20 protein-coding genes and 7 tRNA genes are annotated in these 17,437 nt (G+C 73.2%); 16 read left to right on the forward strand and 11 right to left on the reverse strand.

Going from position 1 to position 17,437, the window contains the following annotated elements:
* Window positions 1-13: 13 nt before the first annotated feature.
* The gene (locus tag ACF1G2_RS20875) at window positions 14-832 is read left to right on the forward strand and encodes a TrmH family RNA methyltransferase (RefSeq protein ID WP_391799700.1); all 819 of its coding nucleotides are present in this window, start codon (window positions 14-16) and stop codon (window positions 830-832) included.
* 14 nt (window positions 833-846) lie between these two features.
* Here ACF1G2_RS20875 and ACF1G2_RS20880 read toward each other — a convergent pair whose 3' ends face one another.
* Complete coding sequence (locus tag ACF1G2_RS20880; protein ID WP_391799701.1) at window positions 847-2,010, reverse strand: serine/threonine-protein kinase; 1,164 nt, start codon at window positions 2,008-2,010, stop codon at window positions 847-849.
* Between the two features lie 195 nt (window positions 2,011-2,205).
* On the opposite strand from ACF1G2_RS20880, the gene ACF1G2_RS20885 reads away from it, so the two are divergent.
* The 4 genes from ACF1G2_RS20885 to ACF1G2_RS20900 all read left to right on the forward strand — a co-directional run bounded on the left by ACF1G2_RS20885 (window position 2,206) and on the right by ACF1G2_RS20900 (window position 4,249).
* Window positions 2,206-2,439, forward strand: a complete 234-nt coding sequence (locus tag ACF1G2_RS20885; RefSeq protein WP_137990476.1) for a hypothetical protein — start codon at window positions 2,206-2,208, stop codon at window positions 2,437-2,439.
* Window positions 2,440-2,625: 186 nt separating this feature from the next.
* A complete protein-coding gene (locus ACF1G2_RS20890) occupies window positions 2,626-2,793 on the forward strand; it encodes a hypothetical protein (RefSeq protein WP_352186502.1) in 168 nt (55 codons plus the stop codon).
* Window positions 2,794-2,985: 192 nt separating this feature from the next.
* Complete coding sequence (locus tag ACF1G2_RS20895; RefSeq protein WP_391799702.1) at window positions 2,986-3,921, forward strand: phosphotransferase family protein; 936 nt, start codon at window positions 2,986-2,988, stop codon at window positions 3,919-3,921.
* A 40-nt stretch (window positions 3,922-3,961) separates the two neighbouring features.
* Window positions 3,962-4,249 carry a zf-TFIIB domain-containing protein gene (locus ACF1G2_RS20900; protein WP_361438827.1) on the forward strand — a complete coding sequence of 96 codons (288 nt, stop codon included), beginning with the start codon at window positions 3,962-3,964 and terminating at the stop codon, window positions 4,247-4,249.
* A gap of 58 nt (window positions 4,250-4,307) precedes the next feature.
* Here ACF1G2_RS20900 and ACF1G2_RS20905 read toward each other — a convergent pair.
* The 5 genes from ACF1G2_RS20905 to ACF1G2_RS20925 form a co-directional block, all read right to left on the reverse strand.
* Window positions 4,308-4,382: transfer RNA gene (locus tag ACF1G2_RS20905), tRNA-Val, on the reverse strand.
* Window positions 4,383-4,422: 40 nt separating this feature from the next.
* Window positions 4,423-4,494: transfer RNA gene (locus ACF1G2_RS20910), tRNA-Val, on the reverse strand.
* A gap of 39 nt (window positions 4,495-4,533) precedes the next feature.
* A tRNA-Val gene (locus tag ACF1G2_RS20915) sits at window positions 4,534-4,605 on the reverse strand.
* 1 nt (window position 4,606) lies between these two features.
* Window positions 4,607-4,680, reverse strand: a tRNA-Cys gene (locus tag ACF1G2_RS20920).
* A 39-nt stretch (window positions 4,681-4,719) separates the two neighbouring features.
* Window positions 4,720-4,792, reverse strand: a tRNA-Gly gene (locus ACF1G2_RS20925).
* A gap of 371 nt (window positions 4,793-5,163) precedes the next feature.
* On the opposite strand from ACF1G2_RS20925, the gene ACF1G2_RS20930 reads away from it, so the two are divergent.
* The 3 genes from ACF1G2_RS20930 to ACF1G2_RS20940 are packed head-to-tail and all read left to right on the forward strand — an operon-like array spanning window position 5,164 to window position 7,918.
* Window positions 5,164-6,216 carry a chorismate-binding protein gene (locus ACF1G2_RS20930; protein ID WP_391799703.1) on the forward strand — a complete coding sequence of 351 codons (1,053 nt, stop codon included), beginning with the start codon at window positions 5,164-5,166 and terminating at the stop codon, window positions 6,214-6,216.
* A complete protein-coding gene (locus ACF1G2_RS20935) occupies window positions 6,213-7,037 on the forward strand; it encodes an aminotransferase class IV (protein WP_391799704.1) in 825 nt (274 codons plus the stop codon). The genes ACF1G2_RS20930 and ACF1G2_RS20935 overlap by 4 nt, the downstream gene beginning before the upstream one ends.
* 41 nt (window positions 7,038-7,078) lie before the next feature.
* Window positions 7,079-7,918 carry a GNAT family N-acetyltransferase gene (locus ACF1G2_RS20940; RefSeq protein ID WP_391799705.1) on the forward strand — a complete coding sequence of 280 codons (840 nt, stop codon included), beginning with the start codon at window positions 7,079-7,081 and terminating at the stop codon, window positions 7,916-7,918.
* Window positions 7,919-7,961: 43 nt separating this feature from the next.
* Here the strand turns inward: ACF1G2_RS20940 and ACF1G2_RS20945 are convergent, their stop codons facing one another.
* A complete protein-coding gene (locus tag ACF1G2_RS20945; RefSeq protein WP_391799706.1) occupies window positions 7,962-8,477 on the reverse strand; it encodes a DsbA family protein in 516 nt (171 codons plus the stop codon).
* 168 nt (window positions 8,478-8,645) lie between these two features.
* On the opposite strand from ACF1G2_RS20945, the gene ACF1G2_RS20950 reads away from it, so the two are divergent.
* Together ACF1G2_RS20950 and ACF1G2_RS20955 are read left to right on the forward strand one after the other, a co-directional pair.
* Window positions 8,646-9,077, forward strand: a complete 432-nt coding sequence (locus ACF1G2_RS20950) for a hypothetical protein (RefSeq protein ID WP_391799707.1) — start codon at window positions 8,646-8,648, stop codon at window positions 9,075-9,077.
* An 80-nt stretch (window positions 9,078-9,157) separates the two neighbouring features.
* On the forward strand, window positions 9,158-9,325 hold the full coding sequence (locus ACF1G2_RS20955) for a hypothetical protein (RefSeq protein ID WP_352186628.1): 168 nt from the start codon (window positions 9,158-9,160) through the stop codon (window positions 9,323-9,325).
* Window positions 9,326-9,341: 16 nt separating this feature from the next.
* Here ACF1G2_RS20955 and ACF1G2_RS20960 read toward each other — a convergent pair whose 3' ends face one another.
* Complete coding sequence (locus ACF1G2_RS20960) at window positions 9,342-9,899, reverse strand: CGNR zinc finger domain-containing protein (RefSeq protein ID WP_391799708.1); 558 nt, start codon at window positions 9,897-9,899, stop codon at window positions 9,342-9,344.
* A gap of 333 nt (window positions 9,900-10,232) precedes the next feature.
* Entirely contained in the window at window positions 10,233-10,646 is a 414-nt protein-coding gene (locus tag ACF1G2_RS20965) for an SsgA family sporulation/cell division regulator (RefSeq protein WP_015032345.1), read from the reverse strand.
* 189 nt (window positions 10,647-10,835) lie between these two features.
* On the opposite strand from ACF1G2_RS20965, the gene ACF1G2_RS20970 reads away from it, so the two are divergent.
* Both ACF1G2_RS20970 and ACF1G2_RS20975 read left to right on the forward strand, forming a co-directional pair.
* Entirely contained in the window at window positions 10,836-11,258 is a 423-nt protein-coding gene (locus ACF1G2_RS20970; RefSeq protein ID WP_391799709.1) for a TIGR02611 family protein, read from the forward strand.
* A 54-nt stretch (window positions 11,259-11,312) separates the two neighbouring features.
* Window positions 11,313-11,387: transfer RNA gene (locus tag ACF1G2_RS20975), tRNA-Val, on the forward strand.
* Between the two features lie 71 nt (window positions 11,388-11,458).
* Here the strand turns inward: ACF1G2_RS20975 and ACF1G2_RS20980 are convergent.
* Window positions 11,459-13,966 (reverse strand): SCO7613 C-terminal domain-containing membrane protein, encoded by a 2,508-nt coding sequence (locus ACF1G2_RS20980; RefSeq protein ID WP_391799710.1) that lies wholly within the window; start codon window positions 13,964-13,966, stop codon window positions 11,459-11,461.
* Window positions 13,967-14,049: 83 nt separating this feature from the next.
* Between ACF1G2_RS20980 and ACF1G2_RS20985 the strand changes: the two genes are divergently transcribed.
* Window positions 14,050-14,499 (forward strand): SRPBCC family protein, encoded by a 450-nt coding sequence (locus tag ACF1G2_RS20985; RefSeq protein WP_391799711.1) that lies wholly within the window; start codon window positions 14,050-14,052, stop codon window positions 14,497-14,499.
* Between the two features lie 39 nt (window positions 14,500-14,538).
* A tRNA-Val gene (locus ACF1G2_RS20990) sits at window positions 14,539-14,610 on the forward strand.
* A 76-nt stretch (window positions 14,611-14,686) separates the two neighbouring features.
* Here the strand turns inward: ACF1G2_RS20990 and ACF1G2_RS20995 are convergent.
* Window positions 14,687-15,412 (reverse strand): 3'-5' exonuclease, encoded by a 726-nt coding sequence (locus ACF1G2_RS20995; RefSeq protein ID WP_391799712.1) that lies wholly within the window; start codon window positions 15,410-15,412, stop codon window positions 14,687-14,689.
* 120 nt (window positions 15,413-15,532) lie between these two features.
* Between ACF1G2_RS20995 and ACF1G2_RS21000 the strand changes: the two genes are divergently transcribed.
* Both ACF1G2_RS21000 and ACF1G2_RS21005 read left to right on the forward strand, forming a co-directional pair.
* Window positions 15,533-16,099: a DUF4365 domain-containing protein gene (locus ACF1G2_RS21000; protein ID WP_352186515.1), complete on the forward strand. Its 567-nt coding sequence runs from the start codon at window positions 15,533-15,535 to the stop codon at window positions 16,097-16,099.
* Window positions 16,099-17,370 carry a hypothetical protein gene (locus tag ACF1G2_RS21005; RefSeq protein WP_391799713.1) on the forward strand — a complete coding sequence of 424 codons (1,272 nt, stop codon included), beginning with the start codon at window positions 16,099-16,101 and terminating at the stop codon, window positions 17,368-17,370. Before ACF1G2_RS21000 ends, ACF1G2_RS21005 begins: the two co-directional genes overlap by 1 nt.
* The last annotated feature ends 67 nt before the right edge of the window (window positions 17,371-17,437 follow it).

The raw sequence follows: 17,437 nt of genomic DNA on the forward strand, positions 1-17,437 counted from the left end.
GCAGTATCACCTCGTGGCCGAACTCATCACGATCGACGATCCCGACGACCCGCGCCTGCGCGACTACACCGGCCTGACCGACGTGGAGCTGCGCCGCAGGCGCGAGCCCGCCGAGGGGCTGTTCATCGCCGAGGGCGAGAAGGTCATCCGCCGGGCCCGGCAGGCCGGGTACGAGATGCGGTCGATGCTGCTCTCCGCCAAGTGGGTCGACGCCATGCGGGACGTCATCGACGAGGTCCCCGCGCCCGTGTACGCGGTGCAGCCGGAGCTCGCCGAGCGCGTCACCGGCTACCACGTGCACCGCGGGGCCCTCGCCTCCATGCAGCGCAAGCCGCTGCCGAGCGCCGAGGACCTGCTCCGTACGACCCGCCGGGTAGCCGTCATGGAGTCGGTCAACGACCACACCAACATCGGCGCCATCTTCCGCAGCGCGGCCGCCCTCGGCATGGACGCCGTGCTGCTGTCGCCGGACTGCGCGGACCCGCTGTACCGCCGCTCCGTGAAGGTCTCCATGGGCGCGGTCTTCTCCGTCCCGTACGCGAGGCTGGACACCTGGCCGCGCGGCCTGGAGGCGGTACGGGAGGCGGGCTTCAAGCTGCTCGCCCTCACCCCGGACGAGAAGGCCTCCCCGATCGACGTGGCGGCCCCGCACAGGCTCGAACGGGCGGCGCTGATGCTCGGCGCCGAGGGCGACGGCCTCTCCACGCAGGCGCTGCGCGCGGCGGACGAATGGGTGCGCATCCCGATGGCGCACGGCGTGGACTCGCTGAACGTGGGCGCGGCGGCGGCCGTGGCCTTCTACGCGGTGGCGAGCGGCCGCCCGCAGGACTGACCGCCGGCCACGCCCTAGCCCTGGAGCGCCTGCGCGGCGGCGATCCCCAGGGCGACGACCAGCGTCACCACGACGAACACGAAGAGCCGCTGCCTCAGCAGTCGCGGATTGGCCGGACGGCGGCCCGTCGACGTCGTGCGCGCGCCACCGGGGCGGGACGGCGCGGGACGCCCGTTCGGACGGGACTGCGAGGCGCGCGCGGAACCGCCGCCCGTCCGGGGCGCGGACGGCCGTGCGGCGGGCCCGCCCTGGCCCCGACCCTGCGTCGTGCGCTCGGTGTACCGCTCCGTCGGACGGCTGCCGGTCGACTGCTCCGTACGCTCCCGCTGCACCGGCGGACGGCCCGCGGGCAGACCCTGCGCCTCGCGGGCGGCGATCTCCTTGAGCCGCATGGAGAGCTGGAGCGTGCTGGGCCGGTCCTCGGGGTCCTTGGCCAGACACGCCCGCACGAGCGGGGCCAGCGCGTCCGGTACGCCGCCGAGCTGCGGCTCCTCGTGGACCACCCGGTAGAGCATGACCTCCGAACTGCCATGGCCGAACGGAGAGTCCGCCATCGCCGCGTACGCCAGGGTGGCGCCGAGCGAGAAGACGTCCGTGGCCGGGGTGACGGCCGCGCCTCGCACCTGCTCCGGCGCGAGGAAGCCGGGGGAGCCGACCGCCGTGCCCACGTGGGTGAGGGTGCTGGCGCCGGTGGCCCAGGCGATGCCGAAGTCGATGATCCGGGGGCCCTTGGGCGACAGCAGGATGTTCGACGGCTTGAGGTCCCGGTGGACGACCCCGGCCTCGTGCACGGCGACCAGGCCCTCCGAGAGCGCCGCCCCGATCGCGGCCACGTCGGCGGCCCGCAGCGGCCCCTCCTCGGCGACCCGGTCGTGCAGCGACGGGCCGGGCACGTACTGGGTGGCGAACCACGGACGGTCGGCCTCCAGGTCGGCGGCGACCAGCCGGGCCGTGCAGCCGCCCCGGATCCGGCGCGCCGCGGAGACCTCGCGCGCGAAGCGCGAACGGAACTCCTGGTCCTCGGCGAGATCGGGCCGGATCACCTTCAGCGCCACCCGCTGCCCCCGCCGGTCGGACCCCAGGTACACGACCCCCATCCCGCCGGCCCCGAGCCGGCGGTGGAGCCGGAACGACCCGACGATCCGCGGATCCTCGCGCCGGAGCCGCATCATCGCCATGTCCGTCCCCTCGTCCGTTCGACGTGGCACAGCTTACGTATTGACGACCCGGTGTGCTCATAGGCCGCGCCCTCGCGCGCGGATCGATTGTCAGTGCTGGGGAGGACACTTGAGGGGTGGTCAGAAGGACGGCTCCGAGGCCCGTCCGAACCACGGGATTCTCCAACATCCAATCGCAGAAGGGGGATTCGGACGATGAAGGGTGATCGTGTGGAGATAGTCGTGGACGCGGGGGACACGACACGGACGTACGAAGTGGTGGCATCCCGGGCAGGTCGGAGGGTGGAGACGGCCGTACGGCGGGGGGTCGTGGAAGTGAGCGAAGTCACGCGCACCGGGGTGGTCGTCCGGACGGCCCGGTTCATGGCGAGCCGGGTCCTCGCACTGGTCGAGCAGCCGGTCCCTCTCAGGGAAGACCCTCAGTCCTAGCCCGGCCCCTCCACCCAGGGGAGTACGCCGAACGTGGCTCGTCATCCTCCGGGAGGCCCGGAGATCGGTACGCGGGCATGACGTCCGCGCGGAGTCCGATCCCTAGTGTTGAAGTCAAGCGGCGGGTGCAGCACTCGTCCCCCGAGGTCAACACCCGCCGCTGCCAGACACGACAGGAGAGGACCCATGGCGTATTCGGCACCGCGGATCAGCACCCGACCTTCGGCCCGCCGTCACCCCCTGGTGGCGACCGCCATGGTCCTCCCTCTCGCGACCCTGCTGGTCGTCGCCTTCGGCGGCTGGGACGCAGTGGTCACTCAAGCGTCGTCCGTGGGCGTGATGCTGGGGCGCTGAGCGGCGCCCCGGACCCGGGAGAGCGGCCCGGGTCGGGGACATCCGGCCAACAACCCCGTGGGGACGGGGGTGCGGCGGACGGCAGCGTGTGGCCGGTCAGCTGGGGAGCTGGCCGGCCCTCGCGCTTTCCCGGGGTGCCGGCCGAGGCACCCGAGCCTGCCCGGACACGGCGGTGGCGCGTACGCTCCCCGCGTGGAGCAGGCCGAACTCGAACGACTGGGCGCCCTCGCGCGCGACGCCGCGCACCGGGCCGACGGGTCCTGCCCGTGCGCCCCGCAGACGCGTACCGTCCTCGCCGACCGGGACGACGGCACCGTCGTCCGCCACGGAGGGGTCGTCGTGAAGGCCCACGCCCCCGGCACCGACCCCGGGGAGCACGCGGCCCGGATCGCCGTCGCCGCTCTCGACGCCCTGGACGGCATCCTGCTCCCGCCCCATGCCCACCCTGCCCCGCACGTCGCCGGCCGGCCGATCACCGCCTGGCCCTACGGCGTCCCGGTCGACCCCGAAGCCCCCGACGCGGCGCCCTGGGAGGACGCCGCCCGGCTCCTCGCCCGGCTGCACCGCACCCCGCCGCCTCCCGGCCTCCCGGCCATGCGGGCCCCAGCCAAGGCCGCGCTCGCGGTCGAGCGGATGCGCAGGGCCGACGGCGCGCCCCGCACCGCCGTCGAGGCCGTCCTGAGTGCCTGGCGCACCCTCCCCGGGAGGACGACGGCCGGCCGCCTCCTCTGCCACGGTGACTTCCACCTCGGCCAGCTCGTGCGCGACCCTCGTACCCCCGGCCGCCCCTGGGTCCTCATCGACGTCGACGACCTCGGCCTCGGCGACCCCGCCTGGGACCTGGCCCGCCCCGCGGCCTGGTTCGCCGCCGGCCTCCTGCCCCCCGACGTCTGGTCCCGCTTCCTCGACGCGTACGTGCGGGCCGGGGGCCCCGCCGTCGCCGGCCACGACCCCTGGGACCAACTCGACGTCCCCGCCCGCGCCCTGACCGTCCAGACGGCGGCGCTCGCCCTTGCCAAGTCCACCGCCGAGCGCCGGCCCCTCGATGAGGTGGAGGGCGTGATGATCGACACGTGTGCCCGAATCGGCTCACTCCGAACCGAGTTGGCCCGGCCTGCGTCCCCCTAAGCTGAAAGCACCATTCGAACGGCAGGGAGTTGAGCCGACCATGCAGTGTCCCAAGTGCCACGCAGCGATGCACACGTACAACCGCAACGGCGTCCAGATCGAGCAGTGCAGCGGATGCCGGGGGATATTCCTGGACTACGGCGAGCTGGAGGCCCTGACCCGGCTCGAGTCCCAGTGGGTGCAGCAGGCTCCGCCCGCGCCCGCCCCGCCGGCCTACCCGGCGCACGGTGCCCCCGCGGCCCCCGCGTGGGGAGCCCCGCACCACGGCGGCCACCACGGCGGTCACCACCACCAGCGTGGCTTCGGCCGGATGCTCTTCTCCTCCTGAGCCACGGTGGACACGACGGAGCCCCCGGTCGCGAGAGGCGACCGGGGGCTCCGTCGTATGGTGCGCGATACTGGGATTGAACCAGTGACCTCTTCCGTGTCAGGGAAGCGCTCTCCCGCTGAGCTAATCGCGCGGGACGGTCCCAAACCATACAGGACCAGGGGTTTGCTGCGTGCGCGATACTGGGATTGAACCAGTGACCTCTTCCGTGTCAGGGAAGCGCTCTCCCGCTGAGCTAATCGCGCGGGACGGTCCATGCGGACCGGATCTTCGGTTGTTCTGCGTGCGCGATACTGGGATTGAACCAGTGACCTCTTCCGTGTCAGGGAAGCGCTCTCCCGCTGAGCTAATCGCGCTTGGAGGTGGAGACGGGATTTGAACCCGTGTAGACGGCTTTGCAGGCCGTTGCCTCGCCTCTCGGCCACTCCACCAGGAGTGAATACAGGGGTTCGGGAAGATCCCCCACATCGAGCGGACGACGAGATTCGAACTCGCGACCCTCACCTTGGCAAGGTGATGCTCTACCAACTGAGCCACGTCCGCTTGTCGTTTCCGTTCCGCTTGCGCGTCCCGGCGACGTGTTGAACTCTAGCGGATTCCTGGGCCAGCACAAAAACGCGTTTCCGCAGCGTGCTGAGCTGCGCACGGAGCCGGGTGACCGGGACCGTTCGCGCGACGTTCACTCCCCGTGTCCCCGAGGTCGTTCACTCCCCGTGTCCCCGAGGTCGTTCACTCCCCGTGTCCCCGAGGTGGCGCGCAGCCGCCTCGCGTGGCCGCTCGGGGGTGCCCGCCACCCGCGTTGTCGTCGGTCGCCGACGCTCCGCGTCGGCTCCCTCCTCCGCCTGGCGATCGCACGCACCAGCCCCCGCTCCCTGATCCGGCCTGATCCGAAGGACACGCCCTAGACTCGATTCGTGCACGACCTTGCTCCCCTGGCCCGCTTCGGCGGCCTCGTCGCGACCGATCTGCGGGACGTCACCAGCGACCCCGCGGCCCTGGACTCCGCCGGCTTCTGGGCCGTATCCGCGGACTTCGAGGGCCGTCTGACCTGCGCCCGCTTCGGCGACGTACGGGTCGACCCGGTCCCCGCCCCCACTCCGGGCGCCTGGCGCGGCCCCGCCGCCGACGACTGGACGTCGTCCCTCGACCACGCCGCGTACACCGCGGGCGTCCGCCGTGTCCGTGAGCACATCGCGCGCGGCGAGGTCTACCAGGCGAACCTCTGCCGCGTGATGACCGCGCCGCTGCCCGACCCCGACGCGGCCGACGTCGACGCCCTCACCGCGCTCCTCGCGCGCGGCAACCCCGCGCCGTACGCCGGAACGATTCGGCTGCCCGCCCACGGGGTGGAGATCGCCACGGCTTCCCCCGAGCTCTATCTGCGCCGCACGGGTACCACGGTCGAGTCCGGCCCCATCAAGGGCACCGGTCGCACCGCCGAGGACCTGCTGGAGAAGGACCACGCCGAGAACGTGATGATCGTGGACCTCGTACGGAACGACCTGGGCCGGGTCTGCGCCACCGGCTCGGTCACCGTTCCCGAGCTCTGCGCCGTCGAACCGCACCCGGGCCTGGTCCACCTCGTCTCCACCGTCCGCGGCGAACTCGACGCGAAGGCGGGCTGGCCGGAGCTGCTCGCCGCCACGTTCCCGCCCGGCTCGGTCACCGGAGCGCCCAAGTCGAGCGCCCTGCGGATCATCGAGGCCCTGGAGACCGCGCCCCGCGGTCCGTACTGCGGAGGCATCGGCTGGGTCGACGCCGACCGCCGCACCGCCGAGCTCGCGGTCGGCATACGGACCTTCTGGATCGACCGCCCCGAGGGCGTGCTCCGATTCGGCACCGGCGCCGGCATCACCTGGGGGTCGGACCCCGAGCGCGAGTGGGCGGAGACCGAGTTGAAGGCGTCCCGGCTGCTGGCGGTAGCGTCGGGCGCGTACGAGGCGAGCGGAAAGGCCATTTCTCGATGAAAATCTGGGTCAACGGAGGACTGCGCGACGCCGAGGAAGCCCGGGTGTCCGTCCTGGACCACGGGCTGACGGTCGGCGACGGCGTCTTCGAAACGGTCAAGGCCGTCCGCGGCGAGACCTTCGCCCTCACCCTCCACCTGGAGCGCCTCACCCGCTCGGCGCGCGGCCTCGGCCTGCCCGATCCCGACCTCGACGAGGTCCGCCGCGCCTGCTCCGCGGTCCTGGAGGCCAACCCGATGGAGCTCGGCCGGCTCCGCATCACGTACACCGGCGGTCTCTCCCCGCTCGGCTCCGAGCGGGGAGACGAGGGTGCCAGCCTCGTCGTGGGCCTCGGCGAGTCGGGCCGCCGCCCCGACTCCACCGCCGTCGTCACCGTCCCCTGGACCCGCAACGAGCGAGGCGCGCTGACCGGCCTGAAGACCACCTCGTACGCCGAGAACGTCGTCGCCCTCGCCAGGGCGCGCGAACAGGGTGCCTCAGAGGCGTTGTTCGCCAACACGGTCGGGCAGCTCTGCGAGGGAACCGGGTCCAACGTGTTCGTCGTGATCGACGGCCGCATCCACACCCCGCCCGTCTCCTCCGGCTGCCTCGCCGGCATCACCCGCGCCCTCACGGTCGAGTGGACCGGCGCGGTGGAGGCCGACCTGCCGCTGGACGTCCTGGAGAGCGCGCAGGAGATCTTCCTGACCTCGACCCTCCGCGACGTCCAGGCCGTGCACCGGGTCGACGACCGTGAACTGTCCCCGGGGCCGGTCACGGCGAAGGCGATGAGGATCTTCGGCGAGCACGCGGCGGCGAACACGGACCCGCACGCGCGATAAGGGGATGACGGACGGGCGCCCGGGTGGGTAGAACACCGGTGATGACCACCACCCTGCGGCCGGCCGAGCCGCTTCAGCAGACCCCCGACGGCGGGCGCGCACGCGCGTACGACGTCTGTGTGAACAGCCGCCGTGTCGGCTCCGTGCGCCTCACCACCGCACCCGGCTTCGGAGCCGGTGCCGGAGTGATCGAGGACCTCGGGATCGACGAGAAGGACCGTCGTCGCGGCCGGGGCACGGTCGCCGCGCTCGCCGCCGAGGAGGTGCTGCGCGGCTGGGGCTGCCGCGAGGTCCAGATCTCCGTACCGGCGCGGACCGAGGCGGCGCTGCGGATGGCGGTGGCCCTCGGCTACACCGAGCGCAGCCGGAACATGGTCAAGGACCTCCCGGCGGAGCCTCCGGCGCTGCCGGGAGGTCTCGAGGTCCGCCCGATGACGGAGGCGGAGTTCGGGCCGTGGAAGGCGGAGGCCCAGGAGGGCTTCGCACAGAGCTGGATGGAGCGGGGCGTTCCCGAGGAGCAGGCCCGGGCCAAGGCCGACGCCAGCCACCGCGAGCTGCTGCCGCAGGGTCTGCGCTCACCCGGGGCGGCGATCAGCGTGGCGGTGCGGGACGGGGAGACCGTCGGCCACGTATGGACGGGCGCCCGCGAGCTGGAGCCGGGTGTCCAGGGCAGGTACGTCTACGACATCGAGGTCGCCGAGAGCCACCGGGGCCACGGCTACGGCCGCGCCCTGATGCTGCTCGCCGAGCGGGACACGCTCGGGGCCGGGGGCGACCGGCTCGGACTCCACGTCTTCACGGGCAACACCCCGGCGATCCGGCTCTACGAGTCGCTCGGCTACCGGACGACGCACGTCAACAGCTTCAAGCCGCTGCTCTAGGGGTCCTCCGCCGGGCACCCCCCGGCCGTCCCGGCGCGGTCAGTCAGCCGGCGAGCAGGCGGTCGGTGATCTCCTCGATGCGCGCGCGCAGACCGTCCTGGCTCTGGCCGTCGTCCAGGCGCTCGCCGCCGACGACATAGGTCGGAGTGCCGGTGACCTTGATCGCCTTGCCCTCCGCCTGATCGGCGTCGACGGTCAGCAGATGCCGTCCGTCGATCAGGGCGGTGTCGAACTCCTCGGCGTCCAGGCCCAGTTCGCGCGCCACGTCCAGGAGGACCGGCTCGCCGCGCTCGCCCAGCTCCGCGGTCCTGGCCAGCAGCGCCTCCGCGTACGGCCAGCCCTTGCCCTGCTCGGCGGCCTCCTCCGCCGCCTGTGCGGCGGCATAGGCGTGCTTGTGCTTCTCCAGCGGGAAGTGCCGCAGCTGGACGTCGATCCGGTCGCCGTACTTCTCGCGCAGCGCGCGCACGTCGTCGAGCGCGCGGAAGCAGTCGGGGCACTGGAGGTCGAACCAGGCCTCCACGGTGACGGGGGAGGCGGACGGGGTGGTGGAGTCGCTCATGGGGGCAGTCTTCCAGCCCCGGCCGGCCCGGCCCAACCGGGACCTGGGGAGGAGATCCGGCCGGGGCGACCCGGAGATCTCCCTGAGGTCCGCCCGGAGACATGGCCGTGGGCCGCTCCGGCGGTGCAGGATGGAAGGGACGTATCGCACCAGGCGCTGGAGGATCGCATGCTCGCCGAGACCATCTTTTCCGCGGTGTCCGTGGCGGGCCTGGGCATCGCCGCGATCACGGCGTACCGCAAGCGCTTCCTCGCCGCGGCACGGATCGCCGCCTACTCCCTGGTGCCCATCGGCCTGGTGATGACCGGGGCGGTGGAGTGGGCCTTCGACACGGCCTTCAGCCCGACCGCCTGGGCCGGTTTCGGCGTGCTCGGCGCGGCCTGGCTGCTCTTCGTCTCCACACGCGCCGTCGAGCGGCGCAGGGCGGGGCGCCAGGAGGTCGAGAAGGGCGGGAAGGCCGAGCCCGGTGTCGTCGCCCCGGCCGCCTCGGCGCCCACGCTGGGCCGTGGGCAGCGCGGCGCGACCCCGAAGCCGCAGAGCGCCGCGGCGGCGGACGACTTCAGCGACATCGAGGCGATTCTGAAGAAGCACGGCATCTGAGAGGGCGCCCCATCCACGGGATGTGATGAACTCCCCCTTACGAGGGGCGTGTTGCGGGCCGTCCCGCGGGGTGCTGCGCCATGATCGCCCCCGAGATGCTCGATACCTCGCGGGATCACGCCCCCGCCCCCACCGAAGAGCCGCGCGGTTGCCTGTTCGCGCTCTCCCAGCCACCGCTGATGATCTTCCTCGCGGTGATCGGCTTTCTGCTCCTGACGGCCGCCGTGCACGACCTGTTCCTGCTGTGATGCGGCACGCGGCCGCTCAGCCGGCCGCTTCCTTGCGGCGCGCCCGGTACGCGGCGACGTGCAGTCGGTTACCGCAGGTCCGGCTGTCGCAGTAACGGCGCGAACGGTTGCGGGAGAGGTCGACGAAGGCCCGGCCGCAGTCGGGTGCCTCGCAGCGCCGCAGCCGTTCCTGCTCGCCCGCCACGATGATGAACGCCAGGGCCATGCCGCAGTCGGCACCGAGGTGGTCGGCCACCGAGGCGCCGGGTGCGAAGTAGTGCACGTGCCAGTCGTAGCCGTCGTGGTTGGTGAGCTGCGGCGTCGTGCCGGCGGCGGCGACGAGCTGGTTGATCAGCGTCGTCGCGATCCGGGCGTCCGGCGCGGCGAAGATCGCCGCGAACCTGGCCCGTACGCCCTGGACTGCCTTCAGGTCGTCCTCGTCGAGCTCGCGCACGTCGCTGATGTCGTGGGCCCGCACGAAGGTGCGCAGCGCCGGGACGTCCACGAGTTCGTCCTCGCGGTCGCCCTGGGGCGCGGTGTTCATCAGATCGACGACGGTGTCGAGGGCGATCCGGGTGTCGTGGGGAATCAGCACGATTCGCTCCCTGGCCTGCTGCGGGCGGGTGCCCGCAGATGTGCGCTGACTCTAGCGGCTTCGCCGCGCGGGGCCGGGAGAGGTCCGAAAGCGGGCCGGCGCGGCTTCGCCGCGCGGGCCCGGGAGAGGTCCGAAAGCGGGCCGGTACGGGGCCGAAACCCCGCTCCGGGCGCGTGCCCGCGATCGTGGCCCGCGGTCGGTGGCCCCGAAACGGGCGTCGGCGCCCTCCTCCGCGCCGGCTGCGCGGTGAGGACGCCGATGTCTGCCGTATGCGATTGTCCGCGCGGCGCCGTCGCCCCGAGTCGGACGGCGCCGTGCGGCTCTCGGCCTGGCTCAGCTGTCGGCCAGGATGTGCGAGAGCTCCGTGTCGAGATCGAAGTGGCGGTGCTCGGTGCCGGGCGGAACCGCGGCGTCGGTCCGCTTCAGGAACGACTCCAGGGCCCTCGCCGGGGCCTCGAGCAGGGCTTCGCCCTCGGGGGAACTCAGCGCGATGCAGACGACGCCCTGACCGTGACTGCGGGACGGCCAGACTCTGACGTCGCCGGTGCCGGTGGGCCGGTGCAGCCCTTCGGCGAGAAGGTCGCGGGCGAAGACCCACTCGACCGTCTCCTCGGCTCCGGTGTGGAAGGTGGCGTGCACGGCATACGGATCGGCCGTGTCATACCGCAGGCCCGCGGGTACAGGCAGTGAGGACTCGCTCGACACAACGAGGCGCAGGTGCAGCTCGCAGCTGACCGTGGTGTTCATAAGCGCCAGGGCCTTTCGCTCAGTGTGCGCTCGGGGATTCGCACGTCGGCGAAATCGACATGCCACCTACGGTGCCGTTGTAAACCCCTCTGTCTGTTTTGTGATCGTTCAGGTAGCTCGTATGGGCGCGTGTAACTTTCGGTAATACCGCCATATGAGTGAGGTCGCTGGGTCCGGTAAATTGGGACCATGAATGCGGAGAGTGACGAGCGCACCGGGGAGTCCGCGGCCGACGGGGAATCCGAGCTGGGATCCAGGGCCCCCGAGTTCATCAAGGCCCGGCGGACCCTGCACATGAGTTGGCAGGTCGGCGTCTTCATCGTCGGACTGGCGGTGGTCGGCGCGGGTGTGGTCATGCTGCCCCTGCCGGGCCCCGGCTGGCTGGTGATCTTCGGCGGCATGGCGATCTGGGCCACCGAGTTCGTCTGGGCGCAGCTCGTGCTCCGCTGGACGAAACGGAAGGTCACCGAGGCGGCACAGCGCGCGCTCGACCCGAAGGTCCGGCGGCGCAACATCATCCTGACGACGATCGGTCTGGTCATCGTCGGAGCGCTGCTCGGTTTCTACCTCTGGAAGTACGGCTTCGTCATGCCGTGGAAGATCGACGACTGACCCGGGGGACGGTCGGGGCACCGCCTGACATGCGGTAATGTTTGCGGTGCGCCCGGGCGATTAGCTCAGTGGGAGAGCGCTTCGTTCACACCGAAGAGGTCACTGGTTCGAACCCAGTATCGCCCACCACCCGGACCGAAGGCCCGGAGACTGGATCCAGTCTCCGGGCCTTCGGCGTTGCCCGGCACGGCGGCCGCCGGTCACCGCATGCGGCCGAGCCGCTCCCGGAGCCGACGGGCGTCCCGCAGCCGCTGCTCGTACGTCGCCCCGACGGCCAGGAGCAGCAGACCGGCGAGCGCGGGCGGCAGCCAGCGGGGGAGCGCGCCGACGGCCTGGACGACGTACGGGGCCAGCTCATGCAGCCCGTCGAGGGCGAGGACCGTACCGCCGAGCACCAGCAGGGCCTGGAGCCGGAACCGTGCGCCCAGCAGGGTCACCACGAGCGCGGCGACGCCTAGCAGTAGCGGGCGCGGCCAGTCCGGGTCGGCCCAGGCGGCGAAGAGACCGGGTACCAGCGTGGCGGCGAGACCGGGGCCGTACGCCACCCAGGACGAGGCCTGCGGGTCGCGGCGCCGCCTGAGCACGCCGACCACGAGGGCGGGCGCGGTGACGGGCAGCGTGTACGCCTCCGGTGTCGTCACCTCCCAGGCGGCCAGTCGCACCCAGGTCGCCAGGAGGAACAGCGCCCCCGCGGTCCACGAGGCGAGCGGACGGCGCTCGGGCCTGACGGCCGTGGCGGCGGCGATCACGCCGGCAAGCGCGAGGGTGAGCGCCAGGACGGCCGGCCGGGAGGTGGCCGCCGTCGTGACCGCGAACAGGGCCACGGCGGCGCCGGTGACCTCCACCGGCAGGGCGACGGGATGGCGCCGGAGACGTGCGCCGAGCAGGGCGGTGGCGGTGGGGACCAGGAGCAGGGCCAGGGCGGTGCCTGGAGCCTGGAAGCCCGCCGTGGCCGCCCCGGCGGAGACCAGGCCCGTCGCCACGACGACCGCCGCACAGGCGGCGACGGCTCGCCGGGCGCCGTCGGAGAGCAACGCTCCCGCCACGAAGAGTCCGAGGAGGACTCCGAGCGCCCCGAAGGTCGCTCCCCGCGTGTCCAGGGCCACGGCGACCGTGCTCAGGGCGGAGACGAGCCCGCACCCGAACGCACTCCACCCGAACACCTCACGAGGCGGCACGGTGGTGGTCACGGCCGCCGGACGCACCGGCCCCCACCCGTGCCACGAGCCCTCAGGGCCGGCTGCGTCCGGGCGCTCGGCTGCCGTCTCGGCGTCGTCGGACGTCCGGGTGGCGGCCCCGGAGACCTCGTCGGGCGGTCGCGCGGCGCTCTCGGCCGGTGACGGCAGGCCGCGCGTCAGGAGCGTCGGGCGGCACGCCAGGGCGAGGGCTGCCGTGGTCGTCACCAGCTGGAGGGCCAGAGTGGCCCCGTAGGAGAGTTCCAGGGAGAGCGGGAGTGCCGTCAGGGCCGCCCAGGCCAGGAAGAGAGCCGTGCAACGGGACCAGAGGCGCGGCAGGGCGGCGAAAGCCGTGGCGGCGACGATCAGGACCACCGGCGCGGTCGACGGGTACCAGGCCAGAACGCGGTCCGCGTGGATGCCCGACCAGACCGGGGCCGTCCGCGCCACGGGGCCGAGCAGCGCCGCCCCGACCGGCGGGAGGGACCAGAGCACGCCCAGGGCCAGCACCCCGGCGCCCGCCGCGGCCAGTCCCGTCCGTACCCCGCGCGGGGCCGCCGACCGCAGTGCGCACGCCGGCGCCACCGCACACAGCACGTACCCCGGGACCTCCCAGTCTCCCGGCAGGACCAGGCGCAGGACCCCGCCCGCCGCCGCGACCACCGCGAGCCCCGCCACCACCGACGCGGCCACCGCCGCACGGGGGGCCCTCCACGCCACGACCAGGGCCACCGCCGAACCGGCGACCAGCAGCGCGCCCGCCGGCACCGGCGAGGAGAGCGACAGCCCGCCGCCCGCGAGCAGTGCCCAGCCGCCCAGGACGCCCGCCCCCACGCCCGCCGTCACCCGTACCGGCGCCGGCTTCGCCCGGAGCACCACGGCCAGATCCAGGGCCGCCGTCGCCAGCGCCGCCCAGCCCAGCGCGAGCGGACCGCCGTCCGCGGCCAGGACGGCCAGGGGCAGGGGGAGTTGGGCCGCGATGACAGCGGCCGGCAGCGGAAGCCGCAGTCGCCCGAGGACCGTTCCGTACGCCGTCCACGCGCCCGCGAGCACGGCCGACGCCACGGCCGCGAAGGCCGGACCGTCGGTGTCCGGCAGCGCCACCCGGTGCAGCGCGTACGCGTCCAGGACCATGAGCACCAGACCCAGGGCCGCGACCGCCTCGGCCGTGGAGCCGAGCCCCCGGCGCAGCAGCACCACCGGCACCACCAGTGCCGCGGACGTCACCGCGGCGAGCACCGCCGCACGGCCGCCGATCCCCATCGAACCCCAGCTGACCAGGGTGAAGGCCAGTGCCGCGATCGTCAGCAGCACCCCGCCCAGGGTGAGCAGCACGTTCTGCGCGCTGCGCGGCGTCGAGTCCCCGACCGGCCCGGCCACGGCCCGCGGAGGCGCCGGGAACGCCGCCGGAGCGCGCAGCACGTGCAACAGCCAGGCCCGGCGGGCCAGCAACTGGGACCGGCGGGCGTCGAGTCGGGCCAGCTCGCGGTCGACGAGCACCAGCTCGTCGGCGGGCGGGAGTGCGTTGTCCATGCCCGGAGTGTGCTCCGGACCACAGTCCGGAACCATGCGCGCGGGTACTCATCTCCGGGCCTGAGTACGTACACACTGGGGTCATGGACTGGTGTCGTTACCACTTCCGCAGCGTCTGGCAGCTCGCCGCCCCGCCCGACGCCGTCTACGCCGTGCTCGAACGCGCCGAGGAGTATCCGAGCTGGTGGCCCCAGGTCCGTGAGGTCGTGCCCGTCGACGACGTGACCGGCACGGCCCGGTTCCGTTCCCTCCTCCCGTACGACCTCGTCGTCACCGCCGAGGCCAGGCGCCGTGACCCCGTCGCCCACGTCCTGGAGATCGCGCTCCACGGCGACCTGGAAGGCTGGGCGCGCTGGACCCTCGCCCCGGTCGCGGGCTCCCGCACCCGCGCGGTCTACGACCAGGAGGTCGAGGTGACCAGCCCCCTGATGCGCCGGCTCGCCATCCCCGGGCGGCCCGTCTTCCGCGCCAACCACGCCCTGATGATGCGCGCGGGGCGTCGAGGACTCAGGGCCCACCTGCGCGCGGTTTGAAGGAAGCCCGCGGAAACCTGTATGGTTCAACCCGTTCCCGGGCGATTAGCTCAGCGGGAGAGCACTTCGTTCACACCGAAGGGGTCACTGGTTCGATCCCAGTATCGCCCACCGGGAGAGGCCGGTCCGTCGAAAGACGGACCGGCCTTCCGCATTCCCGGCCCGTGCCCCGGCCTTGGGCCCGGCCTCAGGCGGCGGTCCGCAGCTCCGGGCGGAGCGGCCATGCCGGATCCACCGTCTCCGGCGTCCCGTTGCGCGTGAACCACGCCTGCAGCCCGCGCGCCTGCGCCGCGTGCCAGACCGCCTGCAGGGTGTGCAGCTCGGCGGGCGACAGCCGTTCGAGCCGTGCCGCGAATCGCCGTGCCACCGCCCGTACGACATCCAGGGCCGCCGTCGCGTCCGCCGCCGCGTCGTGCGCGCCGTCCAGCTCCACGCCGTACTGAGCGCAGAGGTCCGTGAGCGTCCGGCGGCCCTTGCGGTAGCGGTCCAGGTGCTTGTCGAGCACCCGCGGATCCAGCACGCACAGCGGCGTGTTCTCCAGATAGCGGCCCAGCGAGGAGGCGCGGTGGCGGCGCAGCTCGCGGTCCAGGATCGTCAGATCGAAGGGCGCGTTCATCACCACCAGCGGCCGGCCGGCGGCACACTGCTCGGCCAGCGCCCGCCCCAGCTCCTCCATGACGGGTGCGGGCCAGCGCCCGTTCCGCTGCAGATGATCGTCCGTCAGACCATGGACCTCCGTGGCCGCAGAGGGCACCGGAATCCCGGGGTTGACCAGCCAGCGCGTGACCCGCGGACGCCCGCCGGCCGTGTCCTGGACGACGAGCGCGGCCGAGACGATCCGGTCCTGCTCGACGTCAACTCCCGTGGTTTCCGTGTCGAATGCGGCCAGGGGTCCTTCATACCAGTGCGTCATCCCCGAACTCCTCGCACATATGCGGCAGATGGCGATCCCTCTGCCCGAATCGGTGATACCCGGGCTGTTTGCCCCGTACGCGGACCGGTGACAACACAGATGACGGGGAAGGGAATTGACATGGCGCTCGCCCAGCCCGAATCGGGAGGGCTGCCGCCTCAGCGGGCAGCACCGTTGCGCGGCTCACTCGCCACCACCGCCTGCATGGAGACGCTCCAGGTGGGATATCTCCACGCGGTCGCGGCGGCGGCGGGCTGCTCGCTGTCGCAGCCGTTTCCGGACAACGGCATCGACTGGCACGTGAGCCACAGCGCTCCCGGCCACACCGTCGACGACGAGGTGACCATCAAGGTGCAGCTGAAGTGCACCTACCAGCTGCCGCCGAGGCCGCCCGGTCCCGCGTTCTCCTTCACCCTGGACAACGACCATCTGGTGAAGCTGGCGCGGACCCCGGTCTCGGTGCACAAGATCCTGGTCGTGATGATCGTGCCGCGCGACCAGGAGGACTGGCTGCGGGCCGGGCACGACCGACTGGACCTGCGGCACTGCTGTTACTGGATCAACCTGGCCGGCCACCCGGTGACGGGGCGGCGGCGGACGACCGTGCGCATACCGACGGCGCGGATCTTCGACGACCGGGCTCTGTGCGAGATCATGACCCGGGTCGGCGTGGGAGGGAGACCTTGATGCACCGGCCGATCGGCGAACAGGGGGACGGGGCCGGCTACGGCCCCGTTCTGCCACCGTTCCGCCCCCATCCCCCGCCCGGCGACCTCCCCGGCGGCCCCTGGGCCGACGCCGCGGGCTCGCCCGACCCCGGGCGCGTCGACCCGCTGGTCCTCGGCGCGCTGCTCGCCCGCCACGGCTGGCGACGGCGCGGCGGGGCCGCGGGCCGCTACAGCCGCTGGACCCCGCCGGGGTCCGGCACCGTCTCGGGTACGAGCCTGCTCGTACCCGAGAGCCGGGCCTTCCCCGACTGCGAGGACCTGCTCGGGGAGGCGCTCGCCGCTCTCCAGCACAGCGCGGCGCCGTCCGCCCGGGAGGTCCTGGTCGGGCTGACCGTGCCCAGCGACGAGATCCGCTGGTGGCGCGACGTGCCGCCCGGCCCCGCGGGCACGGTTCCCTGGACCGTCCAGGAGCAGCTGAGGTCGGCCGCGCGTCAGCTGCTGCTCGCCGGGGCGCTGGCCGTCCGAGGGCGCGCGGGGTACTACGGCGCCCGGCACCGGCGGCAGGCCCAGGCGTCCCTGGAGGCGGTGGTCGTCGGCGCGGCGCCGGGCGGCCGGGGCCTGACCGCGTTCGTCCCCGTCGACTCGGGCCGGGCCATCGCCGTACGGCTGTACCACGCGCTGTACGCGGCGCGTGAGGCCACCGACTACCAGCGCGCCACGGGCGGGATGGAGGCCTTCGACGCGGCGGTCGAGGCGGGGGTGAGCCGTGAGCTGACCGAGGCGCTCGTCGCGCTGGTGCGGGGCACGGAGGGAGCCAGGATCGCGCTGGAGTGGGCCCCCGCCGCCGGAACGCCCACCGGGTGCGCGGCCCGGCCCGAGCCCGTCGAGTTCTCGGCGGGCGACCTGCCGGCCCTGCGCGAGGCGAGTGCGCGCTACATGACGGACGAGCCGTCCGTACCGGTACGGATCACGGGCGCCGTCGTCCGTATGCGCCGCTCCGGTCCGCGCGGCGAGGGAACCGTACGGCTTCGGGTCCTCGGCGGCGCCGAGGTGCCGCACGTGCGGGTGACCCTGGACGAGGAGTCGTACCGCACGGCCGGCCACGCGCATCTGGTCGGGCTGCCGATCCGGGTGGTGGGCCGGCTGGAGAGCCGAGGAGGCTTCCGCCGCCTGACGGACGCCTCGGGCGTCGTTCCGGTCCAGGTGGACGAGGCGGAGCGGGACCGCCTGATGAAGTCGCTCCATGAGAACCTCGACTTCTTCGAGGAGGCCTGCGGCCCGGGGGAGTGAGCGAGGGGCGGAGACCGGTACCTCGTCCCCTGGGCCGGCGGAACCGGTTCCCGGTGCGCCAGTGCGC

This window comes from Streptomyces sp. NPDC013457, from assembly GCF_043089925.1.
Classification (GTDB): Bacteria; Actinomycetota; Actinomycetes; order Streptomycetales; family Streptomycetaceae; genus Streptomyces.